Origin of the sequence: Cupriavidus lacunae (genome assembly GCF_003353055.1) — a bacterium.
GTDB classification, from domain to species: domain Bacteria; phylum Pseudomonadota; class Gammaproteobacteria; order Burkholderiales; family Burkholderiaceae; genus Cupriavidus; species Cupriavidus lacunae.
Genome location: NZ_QKWJ01000190.1, coordinates 1 through 3,734, shown reverse-complemented (window position 1 = coordinate 3,734; position 3,734 = coordinate 1). Strand labels below are relative to the sequence as shown.

The 3,734-nt window shown below is 59.6% G+C and carries 5 protein-coding genes and 1 pseudogene; 2 read left to right on the top strand and 4 right to left on the bottom strand.

Annotation, left to right across the window (positions count from 1 at the left end; all coding sequences use genetic code 11):
* Positions 1-47: 47 nt before the first annotated feature.
* The 3 genes from DN412_RS42430 to DN412_RS42420 all read right to left on the bottom strand — a co-directional run bounded on the left by DN412_RS42430 (position 48) and on the right by DN412_RS42420 (position 2,420).
* Positions 48-272 (bottom strand): helix-turn-helix domain-containing protein, encoded by a 225-nt coding sequence (locus tag DN412_RS42430; RefSeq protein ID WP_244223109.1) that lies wholly within the window; start codon positions 270-272, stop codon positions 48-50.
* Between the two features lie 476 nt (positions 273-748).
* A complete protein-coding gene (locus DN412_RS42425; protein ID WP_244223108.1) occupies positions 749-1,852 on the bottom strand; it encodes a GGDEF domain-containing protein in 1,104 nt (367 codons plus the stop codon).
* A 295-nt stretch (positions 1,853-2,147) separates the two neighbouring features.
* The gene (locus DN412_RS42420) at positions 2,148-2,420 is read right to left on the bottom strand and encodes a RidA family protein (RefSeq protein ID WP_244223107.1); all 273 of its coding nucleotides are present in this window, start codon (positions 2,418-2,420) and stop codon (positions 2,148-2,150) included.
* 120 nt (positions 2,421-2,540) lie between these two features.
* Between DN412_RS42420 and DN412_RS42415 the strand changes: the two genes are divergently transcribed.
* Complete coding sequence (locus tag DN412_RS42415) at positions 2,541-2,912, top strand: PHA-granule associated protein 4 (RefSeq protein WP_115216935.1); 372 nt, start codon at positions 2,541-2,543, stop codon at positions 2,910-2,912.
* Positions 2,913-3,153: 241 nt separating this feature from the next.
* Positions 3,154-3,597, top strand: a complete 444-nt coding sequence (locus DN412_RS42410; RefSeq protein WP_115216934.1) for a GNAT family N-acetyltransferase — start codon at positions 3,154-3,156, stop codon at positions 3,595-3,597.
* A 19-nt stretch (positions 3,598-3,616) separates the two neighbouring features.
* Here DN412_RS42410 and DN412_RS44325 read toward each other — a convergent pair.
* Positions 3,617-3,734, bottom strand: a pseudogene (locus DN412_RS44325) (IS630 family transposase); the annotation flags it as partial.

Genomic DNA, 3,734 nt, shown 5'->3' with positions numbered 1-3,734 from the left:
AAGCACAAAACTGCTGAAACACAATAGATAAATACTAATTTACATGGCTACACAATAGCCCCAAAAAATGGCCGAAACCCAGCGCCGATGCAGGTTCCGGCTATTCGAGAAGTCAAAGTTCGGACTAGCCCGGACGGGCCTTCCTGCTTATAGCGTTCCAGCAGCCGCCGGAACTGCCGGTCCGTGATCTCCAACCGTTCGGCGGCCACGCCGGGCCGCAACTGACCATCCACGACCGCCTGGACGGTCTTGAGCCTGTCTAACTCACGCATGCTTACTGTAATGACCTCGGTTCCAGCCATCGCCGGGCGTCCCTTTATGCATTCAACCGGGCAGGCTGAATACCACGAACGGGCGCCTCAGGCGGACATTTCAACTTTGCTGAAACCGGACATTACAACTTTGCCGCTACATCCAGTTCTCGCATAATTAACCTTATGTTAAATGATTGCAGCGGGCTGAAAGCCAATGCTGGTGCGGTTTCCGGGATTCCCCCTTTTTCGTCACGTGATGCACGCTATCGTGCAGAAACGCAGTGTGATTCTCGCCGAAACCCCGGTGCCACAAGGCCGTACTGACTAATTTTGTGCGCTTCGCTTCAACAGCCAACACCATCCGCAACCACCACCCAAGCAGACCAGCATCAGCCCTTCCACGTAAATCGGCGAAGCTCCCTAAAAAGCTCACTTCAGCGTGCAGGCAACCGCGGGCAAGTGACCGGCGCTCGTTAGATTGAGGGAGCCCTGGCTCAGCCTGCCTCAACACGGTTGCGCCCATCAGCTTTGGCGCGATACAGCGCCGAATCGGCCCGCGCCAGCAATTCGTCAAGGGTCGCTTCCCCTGCCTCGATGCTGGCCAACCCCAGGCTTGCCGTGCAGGCGGGCTGCCCCGCGATGGCCGATTGCTGCTCCACTGCCTGCCGCACGTGTTCGGCCACGGCAAGCGCGGCCTCCATGCCGGTATGCGGCAGCAGCACGACAAACTCTTCACCACCAAAACGGCCGAGATAGTCCGTGTGGCGCAGGGCCCGGCCCACGGTTTGTGCGAAATGAGCCAGCACGCGGTCACCCACCAGGTGTCCGTGCTGGTCATTGATGCGCTTGAAGTGGTCGATATCCATTAGCAGCAACGACAGTGGCTGGCCGCTGCCGCTCCGGTTCTTCAGTTCACTACTGCCTGCGTGCAGCACGGCCCGGCGGCTTAGTACCCCCGTCAGGTCATCGCGCTGTGCCAGGTACTCGAACTGCGCACGCAACCGCTCACTCACGGTCAAGAGCAGGCCAACGCAGACGAACAGCGATGCGAAGCAATACGCTGCAATGTACGTGGTCTGAATAGCGGAAGGGGAAAACCGCGGAGTATCGACGGCATCCTGGAAAAGCGTCGTCGCTGCCCGCATCAGGAGGACCAGCCCCTGGAAAGCGAGGACAACTGCCATGAAGCGCGGCGCAAAACCTCGGCCGTGTTGCCTGGTCAGTCGCGCATGGGTTAGGCATATTGCCGCCAGCACCGTGGTCAGCAGCAACACGCGGATCCGGTAGTCGGGCTGGACCAGCAGGAACCACGTGATGCCAGCCAGGCAGCCAATGCCCAGGGCGAGCCACCATTTCCAAGTGCAGGGCACTCCGTAGAAGCGCTGGCTGCCGAAGTAGAACAGGGCGCAGCCCGCAAGCAGCAGCGCGTTACCGCCGAGCGCGACGAGCGCGGCCGGCCACTGCCCGTCCATGGCATAGAAGGCCGTGGAAGCCGCGCAAAGCATCGGTGCCAGCGCCCAGGGCAGCAACCCTTTGATGGAGCCAGGATAGGCGCGGCGAAAGGCCAACAGGATGATGCCCAGGGCGATATTGATCATTCCCGTCATCGCCGACATGGAGCGCAAGTCCAGGTTTAGCATTTGTCAGCCGTGGAGATACAGGATTTACCGTGGCCGGTGACAGGTCGGGATCCTGTAGGAAATGCGGTCATGTGCGTGTGCCCAATCAAGCTGGCATTGCACCCTGCAAGGCTAGCCGTGACACGTGGAGACCGGCAATCCCACCGCAGAGGCAGTGCATTGGGGAAACTACGGACGCAAGACCTTCCTGCGCCCGCGGGAGGCAGGGCGAAGCATACGCGATTTTGCTGATGACCAGTACGCCGGGCAGCGCTCAGCTGGCAAAGACCGCCATGCACTCCAATTCGACCCGCGCCCCCAGCGCCAGGCCATTGATACCCAGCGGGCTGCGCGCCGGATAACGCGGCCCGAAGAAGCCTTTGTAGACCTCGTTGAACATCTGCCACTCGCCCGTATCCGCCAGCATGATGGTGCGCTCGGCCACATCGCCGAGCTTGAGCCCGTAGGCTTCCAGCGTGGTGCGGATATTCATCTGCGTCTGCCGGGCTTCTTCGCCGATGCCCCCGGCGCAATCAGAATGGGCCATTTTCCGATGCCCACGATATCTGATGCGTTCAGGCTGCGGCTGGCGCCTGCGTTGGGTTGCCCTGCCTCCTATTTCGGAATATATTCTCCTCCACAATGAACCCATCGGGGAGACTCCCCTATGAGCGTATACGTCGCACGTGACCGAGCAAGCGCGCTTGAGCACATCAGTTCGCGCGTAGATAGTACTGTCGATCTAGACTATGAAACCGCGTGGGAAGACGCGCTCGAACTCGGACGACTTGGGCAACGGCGGGGCATCGTCGTACAGTTTCGAACCATCGAACATGTCTGTGTGGAGTCTGCAGATGCACTAGCCCGAGGGCTCCGGGGAGAAAAACTCACATTCCGACAGCGGTACCTCTACTGCCGGTTCGACATGACGGCATTATCCGAGGACTGTCTGTGCGAACTCGAGGCACTCGCCATCGAGCACGGCGATTACATCCTGCCTGGTCATTTGCTGCAAGAGGCCACGCTCATCTGGGACTAGTCAGTTTCCGCTGTCCCAACAGCGATACGTTGGGCGGCCTCTCGCATGTCAGGCCACCGGCTGGCGCATGCAAGAGACTTCGCGCTCGCATACGATCGCAAGAAGACTCCTCTGAAGAGCAAAAATGTTGTTTTCCCGATATGCCAGCCAGACCGCTTCCGGGAGATAGCAAATCTACTTAAGAAGAATCCCTACGGGCGGAAGCGTCCTGGCAAAAGTAGGATGAAGGGACGAACTTTGCATGAAGGAATATGTCATGCGTCCCCGCTATGCGACTGAGAAGGATTGGCCTGAGGTTGAGGCACTCCTGCGTGCTTCCTCACTGTGCGTCGAGGGGGTACGCGAGCATATCACCCATTACATCATGGTCCGCGACAATGCCGGGCTTCTCGGATGTGCCGGCCTGGAACGCTATGGGACAACGGGACTTCTTCGAGGACTGGCTGTTGCGCCGCGCGCAAGGTCTGCAGGTCTCGGCGAGCTTCTGCTGTCCGCAATCGTGGCCGACGTCCGGCAGCAAGGGGTCGCATCAATAGTGTTGCAGACCAAGACCGCATCCGGCTATTTCGCGCGCCTCGGCTTCGCGCCAATCAACCTTTCTGACCTGCCGCCTGCCGTCATGCACTCGCAGGAACTCAACCGTCCCCCAACCGAGGTCGGGACGTTGATGCAAATTGCCTTGTAGTGGCACGCTTGCAAGTTACTCAGCAGTCGGAAATATAGGCGACAGATGGAGCGTCGAAGAATGAACGGACAAGACGCGGCTTATTCTGGACGTCGGCGAGTTGCTCCTCGATCCGCTCGCGTAGCCTCTCGCCCTTT